We start from the raw sequence: 21,939 nt of genomic DNA on the forward strand, positions 1-21,939 counted from the left end.
GTGGCAAGGTTTACAGTCCAACCATCTGATCCAGAAGGATATCCAGTTTGTCACTCATCCAGCTTGCTGCAAGATTACCCTGCGTTGCACTGGCCCGGCTGTTGCTGGCGCTGCTGCTCGTGTGCAATCTGACTCTCTGCATCAGCTGGCATGCTTCTCCCCTCTCCTCCGAGACAACCCAAAACAGCCCCCTTCCGATGGTGATGTTTGATTCATCCATGGCGATGGCGGATGGCGAGATCTCTCATGCGATGGCCACCATGGGTCACCCGGGCGATGGCATGACCCTCTCCTGCCATCAGGGGGACGATGGGTCAGCCATGGGCGATGAGTGCCAGATGCAAACTGGCGTCAATGCCCTCTCCTTCGGGGCGATGGCTCTGCTGGGTGTATTGGTCGCCCTGCTGATCTTCCCCCTGCTGCTTGGCAGCAACGTCGCAGCGTCACTGTTTGATAACTGGTTGCGGGATCCCTTCCTGCGCTCCCGTGGTACCCATCCTCCCTCCTGGCCACGCCGACACCTGATGTTGTCGGTGCTGCGCCACTAGAAAGATCTTCTCTTGCGGCAGCGGCAAGCCTCGGCTTGCCCGTATCCTGCCGCCTTGCCTGACCCTGTGCCCCGACCAAACCGGTCCGCTCACAGGGAGCCGTGCGCGCTGACACAGCTGCGCCCCGTTTGCCGCCAATACCTCGGGTGATGCCTTGTCCATCTCCTATCCGGCGGCCTACACAAGAGAAGAGATATGATGTCACTTGCCCCTGTTACTGGCCTTATCGCCGCCAAAAACCTTGCCACCCAGCCACTAAGTGGAGGTGTGCGATGAGCCAGAAACTGCTGGTATCGGCCCTGCTGCTGGCCCTCGGCGCCGGTGGCGGCTACTGGGCCGCCAAACAGACCACCGCTGGCACCGTGGCCAAGGAGAAGACGCCGCTCTACTGGGTCAACCCCATGGATCCGCGCGACAAGCGCGATGGCCCCGCCAAGGACAACATGGGAATGGACTTTATCCCCGTCTATGAGGAAAAACAGGGTGGCTCTCCGGGCACCGTCACCATCAGCCCCGAGATCCAGCAGAACCTGGGGGTGCGGCTCGCCAAGGTAGAGAAACTCCCCATCCACCAGCAGATCGAGACGGTGGGCTACGTCGGCTATGACGAAGACCGACTGGAGGCGGTCAACGCCCGCATGGCAGGCTGGATCCGCACCCTCGCCATCAAGAGCGAAGGGCAGCAGGTGAGCAAGGGGAACTTGATTTACGAGCTCTACGCCCCGGATCTGGTCAACGCCCAGCACGAATACCTGCTGGCCCTCAACACTGCCAACCCGCTGCTGCTGCGCGCCGCCGAGGGCAAGCTCAAGTCCCTGCAGGTACCGGCAGATCAGATAGGGGCCCTCAAGCGCACCCGCCAGGTGCAGGAGACGGTACGTATCTATGCCCCGAGTAGCGGTTATGTCTCCGAGCTGAAAGTGCGCGAAGGCCAGTATGTGGAGCCCGCCGCAGCGCTCTTTAACATCAGCACCCTCAAGCAGGTGTGGGTGAGCGCCGAGGTGTTCGAACGTCAGGCGGCCCAGCTGAAGGTGGGGGATCCGGTCACCATGACCCTCGACTATGCCCCCGGCCGCCACTGGCAGGGCCGGGTCGATTACCTCTACCCGACTCTGGATGCCACCACCCGCACCCTCAAGGTGCGGCTGCGCTTCGCCAACCCGGATGAGTTCCTGAAACCCAACATGTTTGCCAAGGTGAGCATTCGCACCGGGCAGGGAGAACCCCGGCTGGTGGTACCGAGCGAAGCGGTGATCCGCACCGGCAGCCAGGACCGGCTGGTGCTGGCGCTGGGGGATGGCAGCTTCAAATCGGTAGCCGTCACTCTGGGCCCCCAGTTTGGCGACAAGGTCGCCATCAAGGCAGGGGTAGAGGCTGGGGATAACATCGTCAGCTCGGCCCAGTTCCTGCTCGACTCCGAATCGGCCATCGATTCTGACTTCCAGCGCATGACGGCTGTGCGCCCCGCCCAGGTGTGGACCCAGGGTGAGGTTGAAAGCATCGATCTGGCCAACCGTACCCTGATGGTCTCCCACCAGCCCATCCCCGAGTGGCAGTGGCCCGCAATGGAGATGGAGTTCACCGTCGCCGAAGGGGTCGATATGAGCAAGCTCACCGAAGGGCAAACCCTGCATCTGCAAGTGATGCAGGAGGGGGATGAGTACCGCATCACCACCATCCATCAGGAGCAAACGCCGGCAAGCGGCGACACAGCCAAGCCAGCAACAGATGAGATGGAGAAGATGGAAGGCATGGACCATAGCCAGCATCAGATGGCGATGCCCGAGATGGAGAAGAAGTCATGATCCCTTCCATCATTCGCTACGTTGCCAACAAACAGGCTCAGCTCTCTGCACAAAATGAGCAAGGAGCAAAACCATGATCCCGTCGATTATTCGCTGGTCCATCGGCAACCGCTTTCTGGTGCTGCTATTGACCCTCATGCTCACCGCCTGGGGGCTCTGGTCGGTCAAACAGACCCCGGTGGACGCCCTGCCGGATCTCTCCGACGTGCAGGTGATCATCAAGACCTCCTATCCGGGCCAGGCGCCCCAAGTAGTTGAAGATCAGGTCACCTACCCGCTCACCACCGCCATGCTGGCGGTGCCGGGGGCAACCACGGTGCGCGGCTACTCCTTCTTCGGCGACTCCTTCGTCTATGTGCTGTTTGACGACAACACCGACCTCTACTGGGCCCGCGCCCGGGTGCTGGAATATTTGAGCCAGGTTGCGCCCAACCTGCCCGCCTCAGCCCGCCCCCAGCTCGGCCCCGATGCCACCGGGGTGGGCTGGGTCTATCAGTACGCGTTGGTGGACAGAACCGGCAAGCATGACCTCAGCCAGCTCACCTCACTGCAGAACTGGTTCCTCAAGTACGAGTTGCAGACGGTGGACGGGGTCTCCGAAGTCGCCACCGTGGGCGGCATGGTGCGCCAGTATCAGGTGCGGGTCGATCCGGACAAACTGCGCGCCTACGGCATCCCGCTCTCCCTTATCGAGACCGCCATCAAGCAGGGCAATCAGGAGACCGGCGCCTCCGTCATCGAGATGGCGGAAGCGGAGTACATGGTGCGCTCCAACGGCTATCTGAAAAGCGTCGAGGATCTGAAGCAGATCCCGCTCGGTACCAATGTGCGCGGCGCCCCGCTGCTGCTGGGTGACGTGGCGGATGTAGTCACCGGCCCCCAGAGCCGGCGCGGTCTGGCCGAGCTCAATGGCGAAGGAGAAGTGGTGGGCGGCATTATCGTCATGCGCTATGGCGAGAATGCCCAGCACACCATCGACAGGGTCAAGGCGCGGCTCGCCCAGCTGAAGAGCAGCCTGCCGGAGGGGGTGGAGGTGGTCACCGTCTACGACCGCTCCAACCTTATCCAGCGCGCCATCGACAACCTCTCCGGCAAGCTGGTGGAGGAGTTCGCGGTGGTGGTGCTGGTCTGCCTCGCCTTCCTGTTCCACCTGCGCTCGTCGCTGGTGGTGGTCATCTCCTTGCCCATCGCCATCCTGACCGCCTTTATCGTGATGCACCTGCAGGGGATCAACGCCAACATCATGTCGCTGGGGGGCATCGCCATCGCCATCGGCGCCATGGTGGATGGTGCCATCGTGATGATCGAGAACGTCCACAAGCATATGGAGCGGGAGGCGCTCACCGACAAGAACCGCTGGCGCATCATCACCGAGGCGAGCATAGAAGTGGGGCCCGCCATCTTCTTCTCCCTGCTGATCATCACCATCAGCTTCTTGCCGGTGTTCGCGCTGGAGGCGCAGGAGGGGCGGATGTTCCACCCGCTCGCCTACACCAAGACCTACGCCATGGCGGCGGCGGCCGGGCTCGCCATCACTCTCGTTCCAGTAATGATGGGGTACTTCATCCGTGGCAAGGTGCTGGCGGAACAGGCCAATCCGCTCAACCGCTGGCTAAGCCAGGGCTATGTGCCGCTGCTCAAGGCCGTGCTGGCCCGTCCGAAAACCACCCTGGCCATCGCCGCCGTGGTAACGGTGGCGGGCTTCTGGCCGCTCAAGTACTTGGGCTCCGAGTTTATTCCGCCGCTCGATGAGGGGGACATCATGTATATGCCCACCACCGCAGCCAATATCTCGGTGGGCAAGGCGCGGGAGATTTTGCAGCAGACCGACAAGCTGATTCGCACCGTGCCCGAGGTGCAGAACGTGTTTGGCAAGGCGGGCCGCGCCGAATCGGCCACAGACCCTGCAGATCTCGTGATGATGGAGACCAGCATCCAGCTCAAGCCGAAGGAGCAGTGGCGCCCCGGCATGACCCCAGAGAAGCTCAAAGAAGAGCTCGACTCCCTTATCCGCTTCCCCGGTCTCACCAACGCCTGGGTGCCCCCCATCAAGACCCGCATCGACATGCTGGCCACCGGCATCAAGACTCCGGTCGGCATCAAGATAGCGGGGCCGGACCTCAAGGTGATCCAGCAGCTCGGCCAGCAGCTGGAACAGATCGTCGGCAAGGTGGAGGGCGCCTCATCGGTCTACGCCGAGCGGGTGGCCGGTGGCCGCTACGTCAAGGTGGATATCGACCGGCTGAAAGCGGCCCGCTACGGCCTCAACATCGCAGACGTGCAGGCGGTGCTCGCCACCGCGGTGGGCGGCATGGAGGTGGGCCAGACCATCGAGGGGCGCGAGCGTTACCCCATCAACCTGCGCTATCCCCAGAGCTATCGCGACTCGGTGGCCAGCCTCGAGCTGCTGCCGGTGGTCACTCCAAGTGGCGCTCGTATCGCCCTGGCGGACGTGGCCCGGGTTTACATCAGCGATGAGGCCCCCATGCTGCGCAGTGAAAATGCGCGCCTCAACGGCTGGGTCTACGTCGATATTCGTGGCCGCGACATCGGCTCGTTCGTCGATGAAGCCAAGGCCGAGGTGGGCAAACAACTTGTACTGCCAGCGGGCTACGCCCTCACATGGTCCGGCCAATACGAGTACATGGAGCGGGCCAAGGCGCGCCTCGCCTACGTGGTGCCATTAACCGTCGCCATTATCGTGCTGCTGCTCTATCTGGCGTTTCGCCGCGCTCAGGAGGTGCTGCTCATTCTCACCACCCTACCGCTGGCGGTGGTGGGCGGGATCTGGACCCTCTGGCTGCTCGACTTCAACCTCTCGGTGGCGGTCGGAGTGGGCTTTATCGCTCTAGCCGGGGTGGCGGTCGAGACCGGCGTCCTGATGCTGGTCTACCTCAACCACGCCTGGGATGACCTCGTGGCCAGCGGCAAGCCGGACAAGGCGGGCCTGCACCGGGCGGTGATCCACGGCGCCGCCCTGCGCCTGCGCCCCAAGATGATGACGGTGGTAACCATCATAGCCGGCCTCTTGCCCATCATGTGGAGCCACGGCACCGGCTCCGAGGTGATGCAGCGCATCGCCGCCCCCATGATTGGCGGCATGGTGAGCGCACTGGTACTGACCCTCTTGGTACTGCCCGCAGCCTACTACCTATGGCGCAGCCGAAGCGTGCAGCAGCTGACCTCCGCGGATCAGCAGGAGTCATCACACTGATGAACAGATCATTTTCAAGCGGACAAACAGCAACCCCGTTGCAACTCCATAAGCCAAACAAGGAAACCAAAATGAACTACAAGACGCTGACACTGACTCTGCTGATGGGCCTCGCTACCCACACCAGCCTGCAGGCTGCCGAGATGATGAGCCATCAGGGCCACGACATGAGCCAGATGGGGACAATGGAGGGCATGAGCGAGATGGGCGATATGATGATGACCAAGGGGGTCATCACTCGCATCGACGCGGCCAACGGCAAAGTCGGCATCAAGCACGAGGCGATCGACAACCTCAAGATGCCCGCCATGACCATGGTGTTTCGGGTGGCTGACCAGGCCCTGCTCAAGGATCTGAAGGTGGGGGATGCGGTACGCTTTCACGCCGAGAACCCGGCCGGCAAGCTCACCATCACCCAAATCCAGCCGCAGTAAATGCCCGGCTCGCTCCGGGCCGCGCGGATAAGTAAAGAGGGAGGCATCGGCCTCCCTCTATCTCTTGGCCAATTTTTTGATCAACCCCAGTTGTGCAATGGCTACTCAGCTGCGGGTTGCCAGCAACTGCTCCACATCCTCGATCACCTTGAGAGCTGCCTGCGGGCCACCGCTGGAGGTCCAGAGCGACCCATCCACGGCGCCAAAGCGCTTGGCCTTGATCACCGGCAGCTGCTGGAACGCCGGGGTCTGCTCCGCCTGACGCATGGCATCCACCGCATCGCCGGTAGCGCTCAGGGTACCGATCACCAGCCAGTCGGCATCCAGCAGGTTGAGGGACTCAAGACTCAGGGGCGGCGAGTGAGGGGCGCCGGTACCCTGCTGCTTGCTTGGGCGAACCAGCCCCATCGACTCCACCACGCTGCTGGCAAAGGTGCCCTGATACATAAAGCTCGGCCCCTTGGGGTTCCAGCGCACTATGCTGATGCTCTCCCCCTGATGGTTGGCCAGCTTGCTGCGCGCCTCTGCCAACCGCTCTTCATAACGCTTGAGGAAGGCCTCCCCCTCCTTGTCACGGTTGAGGGTATGAGCGGTGCGGCGGAACATATGCTGCCACGGCTCGCCCCACTTGCCGGTGACCACGGTCGGCGCGATTTCGCCAAGCAGGGTCAGCAGCTCGGGGCGGGTCTGGCCGGTCAGGATAAGGTCGGGCTCCAGCGCAATCAGCGACTCCAGATTGGGGCTGTCGAGATCGCCGATCACCTTGATATCGCTTACCCCTTTCTCCAGCAGGTAACGTGGCATGGTGGGCTGGCCACGACCATTGACGGCACCGATGGGGGTCAGCCCCAGGGTCAGGGCGCTATCGAGATCGAACTCGCTCAAGGTCACAACTCGCAGTGGCTTGACCGGCACCTGTACCTTCTGGCCAAACGCATCGGTCACTTCACGCATCTCCTGCGCCTGAACCAGCGGCGCGGCCAGCATCAGGATGGCTGTTGCCAGGGCGGCAAAACGCTTCATCATTTCACTCCTGTGTTGTGCTGCTTGCATGCAAGTCAGCGGTGGGAAGGTTCGCGAAACAGGCCGATACCGGTTTCGCACAATCTCAGCTGGCCGACCGCCATTGGCTGACTTGGTCATGGCGGCGCGGCACGATAATGGGCGCCCCGTCACCGGGGGCATGCAGAATGTCGACACTGGTCTGGTAGAGCCGGTCGATCAGGGACTTGGTCACCACCTCCCGGGCCGGGCCGATGGCGGCAATCTCGCCATTGCCGATGGCGATCAGCTCGTCACAGTAGCGGGCTGCCATCGCCAGATCGTGGATCACCAGCAGCACGGTTTTGCCCTCGGCGGTGATGCGATGGATCGCCTCCATCACCTCGGTCTGGTGACCGATATCGAGGGCACTGGTGGGCTCGTCGAGCAGCACCATGTCGCTATCCTGCGCCAGGATCATCGCCAGCCACGCCCGCTGTGCCTGCCCGCCGGAGAGGGACGCTGCGCTCTGCTGCCAGATCCCCTCAAGCTGCATTCGCTCGCAGGCAATACGCACCATGCGGGCATCCTCCTCGCCCCACTGATTGAACCAGCCCTGATGGGGGTGGCGGCCATACTGCACCAGTTGCTCCACCAGAATGCCGGCAGGCAGGGTCGGCCGCTGGGGCAGATAGGCGAGCTCCCGCGCCAGCCCCTTCATGGGGTAGCTGGCGAGCGGCTTGCCCTTGAGCAGGATCTCGCCGCGTTGGGCTTTCATCTGGCCGGAGAGCAGCTTGAGCAGGGTCGATTTGCCGCAACCGTTGGGGCCAACGATCCCCACCAGCTTGCCCTTCGGCACGCTGAAGGAGATATCCCGCAAAATGGGGGTCTGCTGATAGGCAAAATGGAGGCGATTTACGGTGAGCGTCATCAGTCAGCCCTCAGGCGATCGTTAACAAGAAGAAACAGCAGCAACAGGCCACCGAGAATGCGGGTCATGATGCCGGTCGCCACCTCGTGGGGGCTGGCCAGCACCCGAACCAGGGTATCGCTGGCAAGCAGCAACAGGGCGCCGCTGAGCGCCGCCAGCCAGAGCGGCACCACCCGGTCTTTCACCAGCCAGGAGGCAAGAATGGGGGCCGCCATGGCGATAAAGACCACGGGGCCGCCGATGGCGGTGCCGAGCGCTGCCACCAGAATGGCCTGCGCCAGAACGCCCAGCTGCACCCGATCGCCGTTGACGCCAAGCCCTCTGGCCATCTCGGGGCCAAAGCGCAGCACCGCCAGTGATCGGGAGAGATAGACGATCCAGGGGCAGAGCAGCAGCAACAGGATGGCGATGGGGGTGATGGTGCTGTACCCCACGGCGATAAAGCTGCCCATGTTCCACAGATAGAGGGAGCTCAGGTGCAGCAGGGCCTGGGTGGACATCACAAACTGGCCGAGCGCCTCGAACAACTCGGAGAGGCCGATGCCGATCACCACGAACAGATAGCCCTGCTCACCCGGTTTGCGGCAGAGGGCATAGAGCACCAGCGCCGCGAAGATGGCGCCGATGGGTGCCGCCCACCAGGGCCAGCTGCCCACGGTCAGATAGAGGGAGAAGACGATGATGGCAAGGGATGCGCCGTTGTTGACCCCCACCATGTCGGGTGTGGCCAGCCGATTGCGAACCAGAGTCTGCACCAGACAGCCCGAGAGCCCCATGGCCGCTCCCGCCACCACCACCCCAAGGATGCGCGGCAACCGGATCTTGAACAGAGTGAGCTGCTCAAGCCGCGTCCCCTCCCCCAGCAGGGTGTTGACCACCCCGGCAAAACCGAGCTTGCCGCCGCCAACGCTCAGGGCCAGCAGAGCAAGCGCCAGCAGCGCCACGGCAAGCAGTACCAGCCAGCGCCAGCTTGGCAGATGGATCAGCAAAGAGCGGTTGCCGGCCCGCAGACAGAGCATATCGGTAGGTGCACGCATCAGCCCCTCACTTGACGGTCAGCAGGGTACGAAAGCCCCCGCGATGAACAATGGCGATCAGCACAGGTGCACCGATCAGGGCCAGAATGACCCCGTTGGGCAGCTCGAACGGCTGGATCAGCCAACGCGCCAGAATATCGGCCAACAGCAGAAACAGCATGCCGAACAGGGCGGAGAAACAGACCTGCACCGACAGCTTCACCGGCTCCACCAGTCGGCCACAGTAGGCGGCCAGAAAGCCGACAAAGCCGATGGGACCGGCGATGGCGATGGCACTGGCGGTAAACAGGGTAGCGGCAAGCAGTACACCAATTCGCACCCGGTTGGGGCGGATCCCCAGCGCCTGGGCCTGACTGTCCCCCATCTGCATCAGGGTCAGCTGGCGACAGAGCAGCAAGGTGATGACAAACGCCACCAGCACGAAGGGCAGCACGGCTATGATGGCATCGAGATTGGCCGCCGACAGGGAGCCGAGGTTCCAGAAGCGGTACTGCTCCAGCACCATCTTGTTGGAGAGCAGCAGAAAGCTGGAGAAACCGCCGAAGGTAGCGGAGAGCGCCACCCCGACCAGAATGAGCTTGAGGGGGTTGGAGCGGCCAATCATCATGCCAAGCCCCAGCACAATCACGTTACCAAGCAGCGCGCCGAGTCCGGCCCAGAGCAGATAGCCGTAGGCGGACTCCACCCCGAACCAGGTGAGCCCCACCACCAGCGCAAAGACGGCCCCGGCGTTGACCCCGAGCAGACCGGGCTCCGCCAGCGGATTGCGGGTCGCGCTCTGCAACAAGGAGGCAGCCAGAGATAAAGAGGCGCCGACCACCATGGCGCAGAGGGTGCGCGGCAGTCGCAAGGTATTGAGCACCATGGCCAACTTCTCGTCACTGACCCACAGGGGATTGTGCGTCAGATACCCGAACACTTCGCGGACACCATAGACGCCGGCCCCGGTGGCCAGCGAGAGGCAAAACAGCGTGCAGAGAAGGAACAATGCCAGCCAGAACAGAGGGGTCTGGTACTTAACCACCCTTTACGACTCCTTGCGTTGGGGTCTGACAACATGCAGCCAAACCGACGTGAAAACAGGGCACTCTTGTGTCAACGGAAATAAAAACGCCGCCCGGACAAATACCCGAACGGCGCAATACTAAATGCAAATCATTTTTATTTGCAAGTTTTGATGTGTGACAGGCTCTCTTCTGCTCAGCTATCCATCACATCATGGCGGGTCTGATGATAGGCCTCTTCACTCTTGCCTCTGCGCCAATAAGGAACCGCGTAGAGCGACTGGCGCTCCACATCGAGCACGGAACGAAAATGGCGACGCAGCGGCAGCACCAGCGCCTCTTCCCCGCCTAGCCAGAAGAAACCGCCATCCCGAGAGAGAGGCGAGGCCTGCACATGCTCCAGAATGCCACTGGTTGCAGGCTCTCCCACAAACCAGTGGCAGTGTACGCCGACCGGCAGTGTCAGCGGCTGGGCATCCGCCTGATCCGGCAACAGGATGGCAATCTCCCCGCAGGCATCGGCAGGCATCACTTCGCACATCGCCATGATGGCGGGCAAGGCGGTGAGATCGCCCACCAGACAGTAGTGCTCTGCCGGTTGCAGCATGGGGTTGGGGCCACCCGGCCCGGAGAGGATTACCTTATCCCCCGGCTTGGCGTGGGTAGCAAAAGCACTGGCTGGCCCGCTATCGCCATGAAGAACAAAGTCGATATCGAGCTCCAGCTCATCGCGGCGAAATGCACGGATGGTGTAGGTGCGGATGACCGGCTTGTCCGCCGGATTGCTCCAGCGCGGGCCGCCCGCCGTCATGGCTGGCATGACGGGTTCGCTCTGGTGAGGCTGGGCCAGCATCACCTTGATATGGGCACCACCGCAGGTAAAGGGATAATCGGCCAGTTCACGGCCGCCAAACGTGATGCGCCGCAGATGAGGGGTAAGTTGTTGCACTCGCTTGACCGTCACCGGACGGGGGCGATTGGGAGGCAGGCTCTGGGTCACGAATAAACTCCTCTTCGAATCAGCCTGCATGCTACCCTTAAATAGGAATTATTATCAAATAAGATCTGTTCTCGCCTTCACCCTCGACCCGAACCGGATTGGCTTTTTCCCTCATGCGGCTCAACCGGGCGAGGGACACAAGGTGGTGCATTGGGACACCTTGATTCACAACAAAAAGCTCGCACCTAACCTGGATTGGCCAAAGGGTTCCATTTGCTTATTTCGACCATAGTTTTGCGAGATCAAATTTTATTTCTCAATAAGTTTCCTATCCTTAGTTGAGCAGTTAATGTAAGCACAGGATGCCAAACAGGATTGTATGATGGATGACGAAATCCTGATTATTGATGACGACGATCTTGCTCTCACCGATGTGCAGCAAGCGGGCTGGAAAGTGATGATCGTTGACGACGAACCCGAGGTTCATCGCATCACCAAGATCACCCTGAACAAGTTCGAGTTTGACAATCGCCCCATCGACTTTCTGCACGCCTATTCCGCAGCACAAGCCAAGGAGCTGCTGGCGACTACGCCGGATGTCGCCCTGCTGCTGCTGGATGTGGTGATGGAAGTCGACCATGCCGGTCTCGACGTCGTCAAATACGTCCGCGAAGATCTGCAAAACAAGATGGTGCGCATCGTGCTCAGAACCGGCCAGCCCGGTCAGGCACCGGAAGATGACGTGGTCACCAACTACGACATCAACGACTACAAGGACAAGACCGAGCTTACCTCCCAGAAGCTGCGAACCCTGCTGCGTGCCAGTCTGCGTTCATATAGAGATATCCGCACTCTGGAGAGCAACCGGCAGGGGCTCGAAAAAGTTATCGAAGCCTCCAAGGGAATTTTCGAGAAGCGGGCCCTGCGCCAATTTGTTGAGGGAGCACAAGAGCAGCTGAGCGCCCTGCTCCATCTGGGTGAAACCCAGATCTACGACGTAAAACAATACACCTACGAGGTAAAGGATCAGCTGCTTGAACCCCTGCTGCCGGGCCATGCCGCGATGCGACTGACAGATGCTCCCGAGATCCTGCGCCAGGCCATGGCACAAAGCAGCAACGTCTACGGTACCAACCAGATGGTGCTCTACTGCCAGAACCCGCGTCACCACCTGCTGTTCCATATCGAGACAACGCGCCAGCTCAGCCAGATCGATACCAGCCTGCTCACTCTCTTTACCGAAAACATCATAGTGGCGCTGGAAAACATCCGTCTCAATGAGGTGATCGCCGATAACCAGCGCGAGATCATCTACCGCATCGGTGAGCTGGTCGAAACCCGCTCCAAAGAATCGGGACTGCATGTCAAACGGGTCGCGCTCTATACCGAGCAGTTCTGCCATCTGCTCGGGATGAGCGAAGAGCAGAGCGAGCTGATAAAACGCGCCTCACCGCTGCACGACATCGGCAAGGTCGGCATCCCCGATGCCATCTTGCACAAGCCGGGCAAGCTCACTCCGGAAGAGTGGGAAATAATGAAAACCCATGCCCAGCTTGGGCAGGACATGCTCTCCGGCAGCGACTTGGCACTGTTCCAGATCGGCGCCACCATAGCGGGCAATCACCATGAAAAGTGGAATGGCAGCGGCTATCCACGTGGCTTGAAAGGGGCGGATATCCCGCTGGAGGGGCGTATCGTGGCGCTGGCAGATGTGTTCGATGCGCTGGGGTCTGATCGCTGCTACAAGAAGGCATGGCCGCTGGAAAAGGTGCTGGCTCTCATCGAAGAGGAGAAGGGACAGCACTTCGATCCCCAGCTGGTCGAGCTGATGATGGCCAATCTCGACAAGTTCCTCGAGATCCGTGAGCAGAACAAAGATGTCTATATCGGCGAACACTAGCCCTGCTTTCCCAACTGACATTCGAGAATGCACAATAAAAAAACCGCCCAAGGGCGGTTTTTTTATTGTTTGAACTTGCCGTTATTGCTCGGGCAAGTTGAGATCCAGCTTGGCGGCGGGTTGTTCTGCTTGCTGGCTTTCCGCTTGAGCTGCTGCCAGGGCGCGTTTCAACGCCTTGCGTTTTTGCAGGATGATAAACCCGACCCCGCCCAGAATAACCAATAGCCCGCCACCACCGGCCAACGCCCAAATCAACCAGCCCATTCCCCCCTTCTCTTCCGCTTTCCCGGTCGCTTTGGCGCTGGAGGTTGGCTCGGCAGCAGAGACCGGCGGCGGAGGTGGAGGTGCCGGCGGGAAGACATTGAAGGTTTTCACCGGCATAGCGATCTTCACTTCACGGCCAAGGCGGGTGGTGCCGTAGAGCGCAGCCTCCACCTGATATTGTCCAGGCTCCTTGATGACGGAAAAATCGACATCCAGTTTGGGCGCTGTCGCCACCTCGCTAAACGAGTAGTAGCCACCGGTTTTGCTGGTGACTGTGCCCTTGAGCGCCACAGAGGCGGGATCCAGCTCGTCACGGTCGACCAGCAGTGACAACTTGGCACCCAGCTCTTCGGAGGGAGGCGCCAGGTTGTAGGTAAAGGGATAAGGATAAAGCAGCACTTCCTGATAACGCGCCCGGACAAACACCTGATTGCCGGTACTGAACATGGCGCGGTATTTGCCCGCCGGAATATCCTGCAGGATCGCCTCCGCCGTCATGACGCCATCACCCGGCACCTCATCAAGCCCCTTGCCGTCGTCAAGGTAGTGGCCAATCTCCTGATCAAGCACCGTATTCTGCTTGCCAGCATCGCTGAAGGATTGCAGTTTGACCTTCATCCCCAGATCGGAGAGGTAGTACTTGTCCTTGGGGGGCTGGCCATCGATCGAGAGCCACGCCTTGAGTTTGACCACCTCTCCCTGATAGAGCTGCATCGGCAAGGCGGCGATGTCCATCCGGATATCGGAGAGGATCCGCACCCGGTTGTCGGGATCCACCTCGCCAATCGCCTGCCACGGGCCCGGCATGGGATTGCGCAGGGTAATGAGGTCATGCTCCGGCAGCGCCAGCCAGCCCACATCATCCGGTTTGACCTTGCCCACGTAAAGCTTGCTGCCATCTGGGCGCACCAGGATCACCGAGGGGGTACCCGGCTTGCGCTTGATGATGAAGGTGATCTCCTTCACCCCGTAATCGATGCGAAAGCGGTTATCCAGCAGCGGAATATCGGAAGGGGCAAATACCTCGGTCGCCGAAGCACCGAGCGACCCCAACAGTAAAAAAGAGGCCAGCCACTTGCTCATTGCCGCCACAGACAGCTCCCTCCCTTCTTCTGCACCAGATCCAGTCTTGCCTCGTGCAGCGCCTGCACCTCTTCGCCCGCTCTGATCACCTTGAGCGCCGGTCGGTTGCTCTCCAGACGGCGGATGCTGGTGTCCTGACTGCTCTCGTTCTCACTGCTTTCGGTGGCCAGATTGAGTTTGGTCTGGCCGCCGGTCATCAGCAGGTAGACATCCGCCAGGATCTCCGCATCGAGCAAAGCCCCGTGCAGGGTACGGTGCGAGTTGTCGATACCGTAACGATCGCAGAGCACATCCAGGTTGTTGCGCTTGCCCGGGAAGAGATCCCGCGCCATCGCCAAGGTATCTGTGATGGTGCAGATATCGGCCGTCTTGAAGTTGAGTCCGAGCTTGCTGAACTCGTAGTCCATGAAGCTCACGTCGAACGGCGCGTTGTGGGCGATCAGCTCGGCGCCCCGGATAAAGTCGAGGAACTCGTCGGCAATCTGGCTAAAAGAGGGTTTGTCGCGCAGGAACTCGTCGGTAATCCCGTGAACCTGAATGGCTTCCGGGTCCACCAACCGATCCGGCTTGATATAGACGTGGTAGTGGTTACCGGTGAGCTTGCGGTTGATCACCTCCACACAGCCGATTTCGATGATGCGGTGGCCAAGGTAAACAGGGCCGCCACCGGTATTCATACCTGTGGTTTCGGTATCCAGGATGATCTGGCGATTCAGTTGGGGTGTGTTCATGATCCAATCTATGTCAAACTTCGGCTTTACTCGCTAGTTTACCCCAAGCCTCATGTTAAAACAGATTGATTTGTATACGGATGGTTCCTGCCTCGGCAACCCGGGCCCGGGCGGTTACGGCGCCGTCATGGTCTATGGCAAGCACCGCAAGGAGATTGCGGCCGGCTTTCGCCTCACCACCAACAACCGGATGGAGCTGATGGCCGCCATCATGGGCCTGCGCACCCTAAACGAACCCTGCCAGGTGCGCCTCACCACCGACAGCCAGTATGTCCGTCAGGGGATCACCCAGTGGATCATCGGCTGGAAGAAGAAGGGGTGGATGACCGCCAACCGTCAGCCGGTCAAAAACGTCGATCTCTGGAAAGAGCTGGATGCGGAAGTGAGCCGTCACCAGATCGAGTGGCTCTGGGTCAAAGGGCACTCGGGCCATCCGGAGAACGAACGCTGTGACGAACTGGCCCGCGAGGCGGCCTGCGGCAAGGAGCTGGCCGAGGATACCGGCTACCAGCCCTGACGGGCCATACCCGGTGTGGCGAGGGACTTTGGCAGCTGCCAGCGGCGGCGCACCGGGATGAGCGGAAAGCGCCGTTTACGGGCGGCAATCACATAGACAGAAGCAAACGCCCGGCAGTAGTCCCGCCCTACACTCTCCTGCCACCAGCTGTGCCAACTCTGTTTGCCCATAAACGAGTAACCGAAGCGCTCGTCAAACATCACCTCGCACCCCAGCAGATGGAGCCAGTCGGTGACTCGCCCGGGGGTAAACATCCGCGCCGACCAGGGCACTTTGCGCCGCAAAAAAGGGATGCAATGGCCGATGCCCACCAGACTCATGGGGTTGTAGCCACTGATAATCAGCCAGCCATCGTCGGTCAGCACCCTTTCGGCTTCGCGCAACACCTGATGGGGATCGGCCGAGAAATCGAGACAGTGAGCCAGCAGACAGGCATCGACACTGCCTGTACGCACCGGCAATGCCAGCGGATCGCCATACATGTCGAGCAGCCGTCCTTCGGAAGCGACGCCTACCTGATGGCGAATGGATGAGCGTTTGCAGGAGAGTTCGGCACTCAGGGCGCCAATCTTGAGCAAATGATAGCCAAACAGGTTGGGACACCAGCTGTCGAGCCGCTCCTGGATCTCGGCGGCAACCCAGTCCCCCATAGGCAACGCGGACCAGCTGGTCGGGATCTCGATTTGTTGTTCGGTACGTGCCACCTGCATAATAGGGCTCAACTCGCGGTTTCGAACGCCATCCTGTTATATAAGATACCCTCCCTAAAGAGAAGCAGACTCATGTATCCAGTGATCACAGTTCCTGCCTTTAATGACAACTACATCTGGTTGATTAGACACGAAAATCACTGTCTGGTTGTCGACCCGGGCGAAGCGGCCCCCGTGCTGGAGCGGCTCTCGGCGCTGGGGCTGGTGCTCGATGCCATCCTCCTGACCCACCATCATCACGACCATGTGGGCGGGGTTGGCGAACTGCTCGAACAGTTCCCCCACGCCCGGCTATATGGACCCAAACTTGACCCCATGCCAGCCCATCATGGCCAGTGGCTGGAAGATGGCGATCAGATCAACTGGCACGGTCTTGCCCTCGAGGTGATCCATGTGCCCGGCCATACCCGCGGCCATATCGCCTACCATGGCAGCGGCATGCTCTTTTGCGGTGACACCCTCTTCTCGGCCGGTTGTGGTCGCCTCTTTGAAGGGACGCCGGAGCAGATGTATCACTCGCTGCAACGGCTCGCCGCCCTGCCCGATGACACCCTCATCTATTGTGCCCACGAATACACCCTGTCAAACCTGCGCTTCGCCTACGCGGTCGAGCCGGACAATCCGGCGATCCGTGATCAGATCGGGCTGATCAGCAAACTGCGGCAACAGGGGCTGCCAAGCCTGCCCAGCCGACTGGGGGATGAGCGCAGGTTTAATGTTTTTCTGCGCTGCGAGCTCGATTCAGTGAAATTTTCTGCTGAAAAGCAGGGGCTAAAATGCGTGGAAAATCCGGTAGATACCTTCACGATCCTGCGCCAATGGAAGGATGTTTTTTGAACAAACCTTGATCAGGGGGGGATTGCCCCTTATGATGCGAGCTGTTTTTCTTAAAAATGACCGGAACGAGATGAAGGTACGAACGGCCTTATTGGCAGCGCTGTTGCTCAGCGGCTGCCAAAACCTGAGCCATCAGGATGACCGGGCGCTAACGGCAATCGAGCCGATCAAGTCCCCCCAGGTCAACAAAAAAGCGCATAAAAAACACTCTTCACGATTTCTGTTTGGCGATGAACAGCTGGACGAAATGGAAGATACGGACAATCTGTGGGTGCGTATCAGCGATGATATGCAACTGGAAACTCCGGACAATGCGCGCATCCGCCAACAACGTGAGTGGCTGTTGCGCAATGATAAGCATCTGGCGACCATTGCCAGCCGGGCTGAACCCTACCTCTATCTGATGGTAGAGGAGATTGAACGGCGTGAGCTGCCAATGGAGCTTATTACTGTCCCGATGATCGAGAGCATGTTTGATCCTCATGCCCGATCCCGCAGCAATGCCGTCGGTTTGTGGCAGTTTGTGCCCGCCACCGGCAAGAACTTCGGTCTGCGCCACGACAACTGGTATGACGGACGGCGCGATGTGCTGGCCTCCACCAATGCGGCGCTCGACTATCTGGAATACCTGAACCGTTTCTTTGATGGTGACTGGCTGCAAACGCTGGCCGCCTACAATGCCGGTGAAGGACGGGTTCGCAACGCCATCCAGCGTAACCAGCGTGCCGGCAAGCCGACCGACTACTGGTCGCTCGACCTGCCGCGCGAAACCCAGATGTATGTGCCCAAGATCCTGGCCATGGCTGACATGATCAGCAATGCCGACAAGTACAACGTCCAGCTGCCGGTGCTCGCCAACGAGCCGAAGCTGCGGGTGGTGGAAACCGGCAGCCAGATCGATCTGAACGTGGCGGCCCAGCTGGCCGGTGTGCGCACCTCGCAGCTCAAGGAGGTCAATCCTGCCCTGAGCCGTGGTGTGATGTCGCCGCGCGGCCCCTACCGCCTGCTGGTACCGGTTGAATATGCCGATACCCTGGAGCTGGCACTGGCCGATCTGCCCAAGAGCGAGCGTATCCGTACCCGCTCTTATCAGGTCACCAGTGGCGACACCCTGTCACGCATCGCCCAGAATCACGGCGTCAGCGTGAGCGAGCTGAAACTGGCCAACAATCTGCGTGGCAACAGCCTGCGTCGCGGTCAGCGTCTGGTCATTCCGACCAGCGGCCATGCCGTGAGCAGCAAGGCAAGTGCAGCCCCGCAGCAGCTGGCCAGCCGTGGCAGCAGCCAGAAAGGCAAGGTGAGCTACAAGGTGCGGGCAGGTGACAACCTGTGGAGCATCAGCCAGGCGCACGGCGTCTCCCACGAGGAGCTCGCCAAGTGGAACGGCCTGAACGCCAAGTCGGCCCTGAAGCCGGGCATGCAGCTGGTGGTCTACCCCAAGGGTGGCAAGCAGAGCGGCAAGTCGATGGTCTATCAGGTTCGCCGTGGTGACTCCATCTCCTCCATCGCCGCGCGCTTCCAGGTCGCCATCAACGATGTGATGCGCTGGAACCAGCTCGACAAAGGGGATTACCTGAAGCCGGGCCAGGAGATCACCCTGTTTGTGAAGAACAACAGCTGATCCCCCGCCAACGCCATTAAAAAACGGAGCCAGTCAGATGACTGGCTCCGTTTTTTTATTCCCTCTATTTCCCATCACAAAACTCACTCCCTTCCCCCCTCGCTGCGTTGGCCAAGCGCTGCAACCACCATATCCATCAGATCGGCCAACCCCTTGAGCGGCCTTGCAGGCACTCTCTGTGGCCTTCGCGGAGAGCTTGCTGGTCACTATAAGCTGGATTTATGGCATTTCCCAAAATGCCCCAACTTTTGCTTATACCGCACCTCTCATCCCATGACATGACCAAACCGGCCGAAAGCGAGCGGAAAACCCCATTCGCCCGCTCGTCTGCATACGATTCACACCCGCCCCAAGGGCTATTGCACGGCTTATTCCCAGAGCCGGGTCGGTACCACCAGCAACACGGTACGCTGACCAATCGCCACGTTGGCATTGGGGAAGACCACCGCCTCGCGGGGCTGCTCGACGGTGTAGCGCAGCTCGCCATCCTCGGCCAGCACGAACCCTTGCGGGAATTCGGTGAAGTTGTCGACATCGCTGGCAAACAGAAAGCGAAATTGCTCCGATTTTTTGGTGATCACCCGATCGATGGCAAACAGGGTGAAATCATCCGCCCGCCACGGCTCCAGCGCCACCTCGTCCTGGGTCACCAGCTCCTGCAGCGCCTGGCGGGTTTCGATAAAGCGGGTCATGTCGTTCTCGCCAAATGGGCGCACCTTGCCCAGCTCCACCGTGAAGGCGTGGGCGCCGTGCTGGCGCGAGCTGTAGTAGCTGAAGGTGGTGGTCGGGCTGGCGGAGAGCAGTATGGTGCGCACCCCGCAGGCGCCGAGGAACTGCACCTGCTCGCGGCAGTGGGGCCGCTCGTGGGGGAAGGGGTAGACGGCAAACTTCTCGTGGCGCGAGCCGCGAATGGCGGTGTGCAGGTCGTAGTGGTAGCGGGGACGGGCCGGATCGGCAAAGAAGCGGCTCACATACTGCTCGAGACGCATGGCACGGATCCGCTCCCGGTTGCAGAGTCCCTCCCCCTTGCTGTGGGCGCCGGAGAAGAGGCGGTTCATGTTCTCCTCCACCTCCCGCAGCCCGAGGTTCATCGCCGCCGGATTGCCAAACAGGAACAGCACCCGATGGCGGGCGCTCAGCTCGCCCGAGAGCAGACGGCTCAGCAGCTGGTTGCAGATCTCGATGGGGGCGGTCTCGTTGCCGTGAATACCGCAGGAGAGGACGATATCCTTGCGTCCTCCGGGCTGGCCGCCCGCTCCGCTGACAGGCTCCAGACAGATGACACCGGTATCCCAGACGCTGACTTGCGTGCCATCCAGCAGCGCAAAATCAAAGGGATCGAGCTGCCACTCATGACTGCGGGTCATGGCCAAAAAATCGTGCTGGGGAATCATCCGTCTCACCCTCTTGCGCTGGAATACTATGGCCGGATTATACGCAAGGCGTTGCGGCTTAAAACCGATTTTTAAACAAATTCAAACATTAACGATACAAACAGCGGCAAGGTAAAACAGCAGCAATAGGTGGCACAACAGAGGGATATAAAAGAGGGGATGAGAGAGCAATAGCGGGGCAAACAACAACAGGGTTGACGGGGTGGCCTGATGTCACCCGGCCGTCAGCATACAAGTATCAGCAGATAAACGAGGCATCCATGCCCGGCTGATCAACCACGCCAGAACGGCTTGGTGGTCTCTTGATAACGGTCAGCTTCGTTCAGGCCGATGTCTTTGAGCAGGTACTCGGGCAGCTCGGAGAGCTGGCGACGGCTGCGGCTGCGCTCCAGCCAGGTCAGAACGGTCATTTTAACGCGAGCAACCAGATTCAATTGGCTGGAATGCTGGTAACCGGTTTCGGTATAAGTCATGTTGGCCATGATGTGGCTCCTCTGAATATTTGTTTACGCACTGGGCTTCAATTTGATGCGCAAAGCTTAGTCAGGGAGTCAGACCGACTCAATTGACGAATTTTGATACGTTACATTAGTAAATCTAATGTCTAAAAACGGCAGGATTTAATTTTAACGCTTTGATTTTAAACAACTAATTATTTTAACGGTTGGCCAGCGGAGTCGCACAGCATATTGTGCTGCATGGCACCCATCTATATATGCATTTTACTGCTTTACATATGCAGGGACGAGCAAGGTGTGAACAGCTGGCAACAGCGGAGTTACACGAAATTGTTAATTTAATGATCTTGTAGCGATCTTTATTTAACACCATGAAACATAAATAAAACCATCACCACATCCCCATTCAGAGGCGCACATTGCCCCCTCCCCAAAGTGCCTCTTGGCACTCCAGCCGCATACTGGTATGTTTATTTATACAGTAGTTTTGCTACCCGCAGCGATGTCATACCTGATGTCGTCAACAGCGGGTCAGACCACAGGATCATCGATGGATACCTTTACCCCTACCGCCGCCCTGCGTCAACAGATGGAGGCCATTGAAGCCTCTCTGGATCAGCTGGCCACCCTGCTCGGCCAGCTCGAACTGCAGGAGGCCCATGTCTATCCCCTCCCCCCGGTCGCGCAGGGCGAAGAGCACGATCCCATCAGCCAGATTGAGGTGGGTTACCTGAGCGGCGACGAGGCACTGGCCACCACCCTGTCGGCCTATCGGGATCACAGCGCCCGCCCCGGCTGCTCCACCAAGGCCACCCGTCGTCTGCCGGGCTGGCTGCGCTTTCCCGCCGCCGCCGCCCCGCTGATCCAGCCGCTGGTTGAGGAGATCAATCAGCGCAAGCTCGATTTCAAGGCGCTGGTGCAGCAGGCGGGCGGACGGGACGAGAAGTTCGAGCTGGTACATACCGCCCTGCCCGGGGTGATCACCCTGCAGGTCTACCGCAAGCTGACGTGGCTACATGGAGAGCTCCACTCCCTCGGTTTTACCTGGGCCGACAAGCAGACCATCAATCGCCTCACCCGCGAACAGGTGCTGGAGATGCTGGAGCGCAGTCGCCGCTACATACCGGCTCTCTCCAACAACGAGGAGTGGAGCAAGATGGTGGATCAGGAGGTGTACGACATTCGCCGCCTGCCCGCCGATGCCGAGCTGCGGATCCGCCGCCCGGTCAAGACCCACCCGATGATCAACCTGCTCTGGCAGGATCGCACCCCGCGCAAGCAGCAGATCAAGGCGAGCCTGCCGCTGCTGCTCTGCTCGGACAGCCAGCCCGCGGTCACACATCTGGGCAACTATCCCCCCAAGAGCCGGCAGGCGCGGCGGGATCGCAAGATTGGCGGCGAGCCCATCATCGAGCGGCTGCATCTCTACCTCTATCAGGGCTGACGCGACGAGCCTGCTAAAACCGGCACGCAGAAACGACAGAGGGGAGCACATCGGCAAGATGTGCTCCCCTCTTTCATATGGCATGG

The 21,939-nt window shown here is 60.2% G+C and carries 19 protein-coding genes; 9 read left to right on the plus strand and 10 right to left on the minus strand.

All coding sequences use genetic code 11. The features are described 5' to 3' along the window. The first annotated feature begins 47 nt into the window (after positions 1-47). The 4 genes from I6L40_RS16065 (at position 48) to I6L40_RS16080 (ending at position 6,001) form a co-directional block, all read left to right on the plus strand. Positions 48-548, plus strand: a complete 501-nt coding sequence (locus tag I6L40_RS16065) for a hypothetical protein (protein ID WP_216994561.1) — start codon at positions 48-50, stop codon at positions 546-548. A gap of 272 nt (positions 549-820) precedes the next feature. Continuing rightward, a complete protein-coding gene (locus I6L40_RS16070; protein WP_216994562.1) occupies positions 821-2,353 on the plus strand; it encodes an efflux RND transporter periplasmic adaptor subunit in 1,533 nt (510 codons plus the stop codon). Between the two features lie 73 nt (positions 2,354-2,426). Next, entirely contained in the window at positions 2,427-5,567 is a 3,141-nt protein-coding gene (locus I6L40_RS16075; RefSeq protein ID WP_216994563.1) for an efflux RND transporter permease subunit, read from the plus strand. A 71-nt stretch (positions 5,568-5,638) separates the two neighbouring features. Next, positions 5,639-6,001 carry a copper-binding protein gene (locus I6L40_RS16080; protein ID WP_216994564.1) on the plus strand — a complete coding sequence of 121 codons (363 nt, stop codon included), beginning with the start codon at positions 5,639-5,641 and terminating at the stop codon, positions 5,999-6,001. A 105-nt stretch (positions 6,002-6,106) separates the two neighbouring features. On the opposite strand, the gene I6L40_RS16085 is transcribed toward I6L40_RS16080, so the two are convergent. The 5 genes from I6L40_RS16085 to I6L40_RS16105 all read right to left on the minus strand — a co-directional run bounded on the left by I6L40_RS16085 (position 6,107) and on the right by I6L40_RS16105 (position 10,954). Beyond that, positions 6,107-7,024 (minus strand): iron-siderophore ABC transporter substrate-binding protein, encoded by a 918-nt coding sequence (locus tag I6L40_RS16085; RefSeq protein WP_216994565.1) that lies wholly within the window; start codon positions 7,022-7,024, stop codon positions 6,107-6,109. A gap of 85 nt (positions 7,025-7,109) precedes the next feature. Continuing rightward, positions 7,110-7,913 (minus strand): ABC transporter ATP-binding protein, encoded by an 804-nt coding sequence (locus I6L40_RS16090; RefSeq protein ID WP_216994566.1) that lies wholly within the window; start codon positions 7,911-7,913, stop codon positions 7,110-7,112. Beyond that, positions 7,913-8,950 (minus strand): iron chelate uptake ABC transporter family permease subunit, encoded by a 1,038-nt coding sequence (locus I6L40_RS16095; protein ID WP_216994567.1) that lies wholly within the window; start codon positions 8,948-8,950, stop codon positions 7,913-7,915. The genes I6L40_RS16090 and I6L40_RS16095 overlap by 1 nt, the downstream gene beginning before the upstream one ends. A 7-nt stretch (positions 8,951-8,957) precedes the next feature. Beyond that, positions 8,958-9,974: an iron ABC transporter permease gene (locus I6L40_RS16100; RefSeq protein WP_071911023.1), complete on the minus strand. Its 1,017-nt coding sequence runs from the start codon at positions 9,972-9,974 to the stop codon at positions 8,958-8,960. Between the two features lie 176 nt (positions 9,975-10,150). Beyond that, positions 10,151-10,954 (minus strand): siderophore-interacting protein, encoded by an 804-nt coding sequence (locus tag I6L40_RS16105; RefSeq protein ID WP_216994568.1) that lies wholly within the window; start codon positions 10,952-10,954, stop codon positions 10,151-10,153. A 322-nt stretch (positions 10,955-11,276) separates the two neighbouring features. On the opposite strand from I6L40_RS16105, the gene I6L40_RS16110 reads away from it, so the two are divergent. Continuing rightward, entirely contained in the window at positions 11,277-12,794 is a 1,518-nt protein-coding gene (locus I6L40_RS16110; RefSeq protein WP_071911019.1) for an HD domain-containing phosphohydrolase, read from the plus strand. A gap of 81 nt (positions 12,795-12,875) precedes the next feature. On the opposite strand, the gene I6L40_RS16115 is transcribed toward I6L40_RS16110, so the two are convergent. Further along, positions 12,876-14,141, minus strand: a complete 1,266-nt coding sequence (locus tag I6L40_RS16115) for a TIGR03503 family protein (protein ID WP_071911017.1) — start codon at positions 14,139-14,141, stop codon at positions 12,876-12,878. Beyond that, the gene (gene dnaQ / locus I6L40_RS16120) at positions 14,138-14,872 is read right to left on the minus strand and encodes a DNA polymerase III subunit epsilon (protein WP_043849544.1); all 735 of its coding nucleotides are present in this window, start codon (positions 14,870-14,872) and stop codon (positions 14,138-14,140) included. Before dnaQ ends, I6L40_RS16115 begins: the two co-directional genes overlap by 4 nt. 52 nt (positions 14,873-14,924) lie before the next feature. Here dnaQ and rnhA point away from each other — a divergent pair, with 52 nt between their 5' ends. Further along, on the plus strand, positions 14,925-15,389 hold the full coding sequence (rnhA, locus tag I6L40_RS16125) for a ribonuclease HI (protein ID WP_043849545.1): 465 nt from the start codon (positions 14,925-14,927) through the stop codon (positions 15,387-15,389). Here rnhA and I6L40_RS16130 read toward each other — a convergent pair. After that, the gene (locus I6L40_RS16130) at positions 15,377-16,099 is read right to left on the minus strand and encodes a methyltransferase domain-containing protein (RefSeq protein WP_041208657.1); all 723 of its coding nucleotides are present in this window, start codon (positions 16,097-16,099) and stop codon (positions 15,377-15,379) included. The two genes, rnhA and I6L40_RS16130, sit on opposite strands and share 13 nt — an antisense overlap. 72 nt (positions 16,100-16,171) lie before the next feature. Between I6L40_RS16130 and gloB the strand changes: the two genes are divergently transcribed. Together gloB and I6L40_RS16140 are read left to right on the plus strand one after the other, a co-directional pair. Next, positions 16,172-16,936 carry a hydroxyacylglutathione hydrolase gene (gene gloB, locus I6L40_RS16135; RefSeq protein WP_156853363.1) on the plus strand — a complete coding sequence of 255 codons (765 nt, stop codon included), beginning with the start codon at positions 16,172-16,174 and terminating at the stop codon, positions 16,934-16,936. A 70-nt stretch (positions 16,937-17,006) separates the two neighbouring features. Next, on the plus strand, positions 17,007-18,557 hold the full coding sequence (locus I6L40_RS16140; protein WP_201929461.1) for a LysM peptidoglycan-binding domain-containing protein: 1,551 nt from the start codon (positions 17,007-17,009) through the stop codon (positions 18,555-18,557). A 368-nt stretch (positions 18,558-18,925) separates the two neighbouring features. Here the strand turns inward: I6L40_RS16140 and astE are convergent, their stop codons facing one another. Next, positions 18,926-19,951, minus strand: a complete 1,026-nt coding sequence (gene astE / locus I6L40_RS16145) for a succinylglutamate desuccinylase (RefSeq protein WP_071911013.1) — start codon at positions 19,949-19,951, stop codon at positions 18,926-18,928. Positions 19,952-20,223: 272 nt separating this feature from the next. Further along, positions 20,224-20,433 (minus strand): DUF1127 domain-containing protein, encoded by a 210-nt coding sequence (locus I6L40_RS16150; RefSeq protein WP_005337823.1) that lies wholly within the window; start codon positions 20,431-20,433, stop codon positions 20,224-20,226. 526 nt (positions 20,434-20,959) lie between these two features. On the opposite strand from I6L40_RS16150, the gene I6L40_RS16155 reads away from it, so the two are divergent. Further along, positions 20,960-21,853, plus strand: coding sequence for a DNA replication terminus site-binding protein (locus I6L40_RS16155; protein ID WP_216994569.1), 894 nt, complete (start codon positions 20,960-20,962; stop codon positions 21,851-21,853). Positions 21,854-21,939: the final 86 nt, after the last annotated feature.

This window comes from Aeromonas sp. FDAARGOS 1410 (assembly GCF_019048745.1).
Taxonomy (GTDB): domain Bacteria; phylum Pseudomonadota; class Gammaproteobacteria; order Enterobacterales; family Aeromonadaceae; genus Aeromonas; species Aeromonas jandaei.